Raw genomic sequence first — 6,328 nt, 5'->3', positions numbered from 1 at the left:
CGACTACCCCATGATCGGCATGGACAACAACCCGGCGGAAAGGGCGATCAGGGGCCCGGTCGTGACCCGGCGCAACGCCGGCGGCTCCCGCACCGAGGACACCGCCCGCCACGCCGCCACGATCTTCACGGTCACCGCGACCGCCGCGATGCACAACCTGAACCTGCTGACCTACCTGGAGAACTACCTCGACGCCTGCGGCCGGGCCGGCGGCAAGCCGCCGACCGGCGCCGACCTCGACCGGTTCCTGCCCTGGGCCGCCAGCCCCGAGGACCTCACCACCTGGCAACAGCCTCCCGGCTGACCCCGACCCCCGAGACCCCAGCGGAGTGCCCCACGGTCACGCCGCCCACGATCATGCCCCAACGGGATTTCCGAATACGTACCTGGAGGTTGGCTCGGGCGGCTACAACGCCGCCCTCATCCAGGAGATGGTCGGCGACGGAGGCTCGGTGACGTCCGTCGACATCGACCAGGAGATCGTGAGCCGGGCCCGCGCCTGTCTGGACGCGGCCGGCTATCGAAATGTTGAAGTCGTGGCGGCCGACGCCGAGGCCGGCGTACCCGAAAAAGCACCCTACGACCGGATTATCGTGACCGCAGGGGCCTGGGACATCCCACCAGCCTGGCAGGAGCAGCTCACGAACGGCGGCAGGCTCGTTGTGCCGCTCCGGCTACGAGGGCTGACCCGGTCGATCGCGTTCGACCGGGTCGACGAGGACGGTGACGTCGGTCTGGTCAGCCGCAGCTATCGCCTGTGCGGATTCGTCCCGATGCAGGGCATCGGGACGTTCCGCGAAAGGCTCGTCCCTATTACCGACGAGGTCGTGCTTCGGGTCGACGACCCGTCCCAGGAGTTCGACGTCGAGGGGCTGCGCGACGCGCTGGCCACGCCGAGGCTGGAACGCTGGTCCGGAGCGGCCTTCGATCTTCCTGACGAGTTGGAGTTCTTCCTCGTCACGAATCTGGCCCAGGTCGCGCACCTGCATGTGGACGAGACGCAGGTCCAGAACGGCCGCTTCGCGCCCTCGGCCGCCAGAGGTGTGCCCACGCTGGTCAGCGGTGGCAGTTTCGCCTACCGCACCAAGCGCCCGAACGAGAAGACCGGCGGATTCGAGAGCGGCGTCGTCGCGCACGGTCCCGACGCCGATCGCGTCGCCGAGCACTACGTGNANCTNCNCCGCCGGTGGGCCAGCGATCACCGCCGTTCCGGTGCCGCCCACATCCGATACGTCCCGAAGGCCGCGGGGACGCCGGCGCCGTCCGTGGGGCTGGTGCCGAAACGGCACGGCGCTGTCGCTGTCCGCTGGCCCTGAGTTTCCGCGCTCCCGAACGGATGCTCGGGAGCCGGAATGCACCACCACCATCACAACCCAGGAGGTCTTCATGTCCATCCAGCTCGATGACCCGGTGTTGGCCGTGCCCCCGCAGGCGGGACGAGACCAGGAGGAGGACTTCACCACATGGGACCTGGACATCTCGATCGTCGAGTCCGGACCGGCCGCTGACCGGCTCATCCGGATGACCGACGACGGCTGCGGCACGACGTGCGAGACGGCCTGCTCGACCACCTGCCCGTAACCAGCGCCCCGACGACCTGAGAACGCGGCGTCCGTACGGCCGGCCTCGGCGGCCGGACGGACGCCGCCCGACTACGGAGCGGCTGGTGTATCAGCATCTCGACTCCCTGGTGGTGCGTGCCGCGGTGAACCCGCCCGTGGACGTGGCCGAGCGATGGCCCGACCTGGTCGGACCGGCGGCCACACCAGAGTCCTGGCGCCTCTGGTTACGGGAGGTGATGCAGAATCGCGCCTTCGAGATGGCGCTGGAGCAGGCCAGCCCTGTGCTCGCTCGCCGCGTTCGGGAGATCCGCGACGGACGCCAAGTGCCCCAGGCCGGGGTGCGGCGGGCAGTGCTGTCGGTGATGCGTTACCGGCTTCGCGCGTCGGGACGGGCGACGCCGTTCGGCCTGTTCGCGGGGGTCGCGCCGGTGCGTGTCGCTGACCACGCCTCGGTGCGCGCAGGCGTGGCGCACCGTGCCGTCGCGCGGGTCGAGGCTGGCTGGCTCTGCGCGGTGGTCGACCGGTTGGAAGCCGATCCGGTCGTCCGAGCGCGGCTGGATGTGGTGGCGAACAACCTCGTGTTCGAGCGGGACGGCCATCTGGTGCTGGAGCACCGTGCCGCAGGAGGCACCGACGGTGTTCCTACGCGCGTGCAGGTGCGGGCGCACGCACCGGTCCGCGCCGCGATGGGTATCGGCCGCCGCTCGGTGCGGTTCTCCGACCTCGCGGCCAGGCTCGCGTCCGAGTTCGCTCCGGTCCCTGCCGACGTCGTCGACAGACTTCTGGCCGATCTGGTGGCGCAGCGGTTCCTGCTCACGAACCTGCGGCCTCCGATGACGGCGAGCGATCCTCTCCGTCATGTCGTGGGTGTGCTCCAGACGACCCTAAATGGCGGGCCGGTCACCGTCGAGGCGGCCTGGGTCGCCGAACGCCTGAACGGGATTGTCGATGGGCTGCGGAGCCACGACAGCGCGTCGAGTTGGACCGTCGCGCGCAGCAGCCGCGAGCGCCTCGGCGAGGACATGGCTGAGGTCCACCCTTCGGCGGAGCCGGCACTCCGGGTTGATCTGCGGATGGACTGGGCGCTGGCTGTGCCCCGCGCGGTCGCGGTCGAGGCCGCAGCGGCGGCGGGCGTGCTGGTGCGCCTGGCGCGGCGCTCGACGCTCAGCTCCGGCTGGGACGCCTGGCATGGCCGGTTCCTCGAACGGTACGGGCCGTGCGCTCTGGTTCCCGTTTTCGACGCGGTCGACCCCGAGATCGGACTGGGTTATCCCGCCGGCTACGCCGGCAGTCCCGCACCCGCGGGCGTGACGTTCACCGATCGGGACGCGAAGCTGTTGGCGTTGGCGCAGAACGCCGCGCTGCGCCGCGAACGGGAGATCGTCCTCGACGACAGGATGATCAGCGACCTTACGGTCGTCGACCAGGACGCCCACGTTCAGCCCACCACGGAACTCACCCTGCGCGTCCACGCCACGAGCACCCGCTCGCTCGACGATGGCGCGTTCACCCTCGCGGTCGTCGGGGTGTCACGCAGAGCCGGCACCACGACCGGACGACNCCTCGACCTCTTCGACGCGAAGGACAGTGCGCGGATGCGCGCGCTGTACGCGGGTCTTCCCACCGCGAGCCGCGACGCGCTGAGCGTGCAGATCTCCGCGCCCGCTCGCTACACGAACACCGACACGGTGGGACGCGCCCCCCAGATCATGGCGCACCGGCTCTCCCTCGGCGAGTACGACGACAGCGAGGACGGGGACTCGCTGCCTCTGGACGACATCGTGGTGACGGCCGATGTGCACCGGATCTATCTGCTCTCGCTCTCCCGCCGCCAACTGGTGGAACCGGTGGCGCTCAACGCGGTGGAGCCGGTGCGACGCGCGCATCCGCTGGCGCGTTTCCTCGCCGAGGCGCCGGCCGCGCTGAGCGTTCCCTGCGCCCCCTTCGACTGGGGGGTCGCGGCCCAGCTACCGTTCCTGCCGGCGCTGCGGCATGGACGAACAGTCCTCTCACCAGCGCGCTGGCTGCTGGGGACCGCGGACCTGCCCGGCTCCGCGGCCGGCTGGACGGAGTGGGACCGTGCCCTGGCCAGCTGGCGGGAGCAGGTCAACCTCCCCTCGGCGGTCTACCTCGGCGACGGTGACCAGCGCATCGGACTGGACCTGTCTGAGCCGGCCCACCGGGTACTGCTGCGCTCCCACCTCGACCGCTCCGGCGCCGCGCTGCTGCGCGCCGCCCCCGACACCGACGCGGCCGGCTGGGTCAGCGGGCATGCCCACGAGATCGTCGTCCCCCTGGCAGCGGTCGCCGCGCCGGCGGCGACACCGGGCTGGTTCAGCCGGGCGCAGGTCGTTGGCCGCGATCATGGGCATCTTCCGGGCTGCGACGCACGGTTCTCAGTCAAGATCTACGCCGGCCTCGGTTGCCAGGACGACATCCTCACCCGCCATCTGCCGCACCTCGTCCACGAGCTGAACGGGCAGCAGGCCGCGGGCGAGGCGCGCTGGTGGTTCCTGCGCTACCACGACCCCGACGACCATCTGCGCCTGCGGCTCGCGGNCACCNCCGACGGNGTGGCGCCGACCGCCGACCGGATCGGTGCCTGGACCCAGCGGCTCCGCCGCGCCGGCCTGATCTCCCGCGCGCAGTGGGACACCTACTTCCCCGAGACCTCACGCTTCGGGGGCACCGCCGCGATGGACGCCGCGGAGGCGTACTTCGCCGCCGACTCAGCGGCGGCCCTCGCCCAGCTCGCCGCCTCCAGGGAGAAGAGCGGGCCCGACCGTCGCGCGCTGACCGCCGCCAGCATGCTCGCCATCGTGACCGGCCTGATCGGCGACACCGCCGAGGCGACGAGCTGGCTCATCAGCCACACCCGGACGGAGCCGTCCGCCCCAGCCCGCGCGCTGTACCAGCAGACCGTCGCCCTGGCGAACCCGGCCGACCCACGCGCGCTGGCCGCACAGCCCGGAGGCGAGCACGTCCTCTCCTGCTGGGCGCACCGGCGCGAGGCACTCACCGCCTACCGACACGTCCTCCAGGAAACCCGCGCGGAGGCCCCCACCTCCCTGCTGCCTGATCTTCTGCATCTCCACCATGTCCGCATGGCCGGAGTCAGCCTGGCCGGGGAACGCGCCTGCCTGCACCTGGCTCGCGCCGCCGCACTGAGCTGGACCGCGCGCACGAGGAACCCATCATGACCAGCTCCGATCCGGACGCGCTCGCCGCCGCGAACACTGTTGCCGAAGCACTAGCCGACCCGCACACCGCCTGGGCCGCCCACCGACCGACCGGGGGAAGGGCGTGGCCGCAGTCGCTCGCCGGCGGCGCGGCGGGCATCGCCCTGCTGCACATCGAACGTGCCCGCTCCGGGTACGGCGACTGGAGCACCGTGCACGCCTGGCTGTCCGCCGCCGCGTCCGACGCCCTGACCGCGGCGGCCAACGCGGGCCTGTACCTGGGCGCTCCGGCCCTGGCCTTCACCCTGCACACCGCAGCCGGACCATCAGGCCGGTACCACCGTGCCCTCGCCCATCTGGATCAGGCCGTCGTCGCCATGACCCGCACCCGACTCGCCGCGGCCCACACACGCATCGAACAGAGCCGGCGGCCCGCGATGAAGGAGTTCGACCTGATCCGGGGCCTGACCGGACTCGGCGTCTACCACCTGCGCCGCCACCCCGATCACCCGATCACCGGCGAACTGCTGTCGTACCTGGTCAGACTGACCGAACCACTGGNCGGAAGAGACGACCTCCCACCCTGGTGGACGGACTCTGCACCCAACGGCGAACCCAGCCCCGAATTCCCCCAAGGACACGGCAACGTCGGCCTCGCGCACGGCATCAGCGCCGTCCTCGCCCTGCTTGCCCTGGCCCACCTGCGCGGCCTGCCGGTCCGTGGCGCCGACGACGCGATCGCACGGATCTGCGCCTGGACCGACCGCTGGTGCCAGCACGGCGACACCGGCCCCTGGTGGCCCGGATTCATCNCCCNCCGCCAGGTCCGTGAAGGCAAGGTCGCCGCAACCCTGCGGCCCCGCCCCTCCTGGTGTTACGGCGTCAGCGGCACCGCCCGCGCCCAACAGCTCGCCGTCATGGCCCTGCGCGACACCGCACGCCAGCAAGCCGCCGAGAACGCGCTCCTCGCGGCACTTCGCGATGAGGCGCAACTCGACCAGCTCACCGAGATCGGCCTGTGTCACGGCACCGCCGGGCTACTCCAGTCCGCCTGGCGCATGGCGGCCGACTCCCACCATCCCCAGCTCACCGCCGAACTCCCCGGCCTGTCAGCCAGGCTGATCGCACAGATGGGCACAACCGTGCGCGACCCCGAACTTCTCGACGGCGCCGCCGGCGCCGCCCTCGCCCTGCACACCGCCGGCACCGGCGCCGCCCCGACGTCGGGCTGGGACGCCTTCCTCCNGCTGGCCTGATCAGGAGCCGACATGGACACCCGCACCTGGCACCAGGTCAACGTCACCTTCCCCGACTGGGCGAACGCCGAGGGCACCGCCGTGGACCACCTCGCCCCTCTGCTGGACACCGCCGAGACCGACGGGCTCATCACCTCCTGGTTCTTCGTACGCAAGGCGCCCTGCTGGCGCATCCGCTACCTGCCCCGCCAGACGACAGGAGAGGCCAAGGCGTACATCCACACCCGTCTCGCCGATCTCCGGGAGACACGCCGCATCGAGGACGCCACGTCCACCCTCTACGAACCAGAAAGCCATGCCTTCGGCGGCGCCGAAGGCATGGACNNNNCNC

Annotated in this window: 5 protein-coding genes and 1 pseudogene (1 of these 6 cut by a window edge); all 6 read left to right on the top strand. The window is 71.5% G+C overall.

What is annotated here, in order from left to right:
- The coding region (locus CED_RS19880; RefSeq protein ID WP_152569807.1) for a transposase at positions 1-304 on the top strand (304 nt) is incomplete at its 5' end.
- Positions 305-329: 25 nt separating this feature from the next.
- Positions 330-1,316, top strand: a complete 987-nt coding sequence (fxlM, locus tag CED_RS19875; RefSeq protein WP_255361139.1) for a methyltransferase, FxLD system — start codon at positions 330-332, stop codon at positions 1,314-1,316.
- 70 nt (positions 1,317-1,386) lie between these two features.
- Positions 1,387-1,581 carry an FxLD family lanthipeptide gene (locus CED_RS19870; protein WP_023841893.1) on the top strand — a complete coding sequence of 65 codons (195 nt, stop codon included), beginning with the start codon at positions 1,387-1,389 and terminating at the stop codon, positions 1,579-1,581.
- Positions 1,582-1,666: 85 nt separating this feature from the next.
- Positions 1,667-4,762, top strand: a complete 3,096-nt coding sequence (locus CED_RS19865; protein WP_035913204.1) for a lantibiotic dehydratase — start codon at positions 1,667-1,669, stop codon at positions 4,760-4,762.
- Entirely contained in the window at positions 4,759-5,997 is a 1,239-nt protein-coding gene (locus CED_RS19860) for a lanthionine synthetase C family protein (protein WP_035913201.1), read from the top strand. The genes CED_RS19865 and CED_RS19860 overlap by 4 nt, the downstream gene beginning before the upstream one ends.
- Before the next feature lie 12 nt (positions 5,998-6,009).
- Positions 6,010-6,328 (top strand): annotated as a pseudogene (locus tag CED_RS19855) (thiopeptide-type bacteriocin biosynthesis protein); it runs 527 nt beyond the window's last position.

Origin of the sequence: Frankia sp. CeD (genome assembly GCF_000732115.1) — a bacterium.
Lineage (GTDB): Bacteria > Actinomycetota > Actinomycetes > Frankiales > Frankiaceae > Frankia > Frankia casuarinae.
The sequence above is the reverse complement of the archived record's forward strand: the minus strand, read 5'-3'. Positions and strand labels throughout refer to the sequence as shown.

Coding starts and splice junctions, on each gene's coding strand:
- CED_RS19870 (WP_023841893.1), top strand. CDS start 1,387: ATGTCCATCCAGCTCGATGACCCGGTGTTGGCCGTGCCCCCGCAGGCG.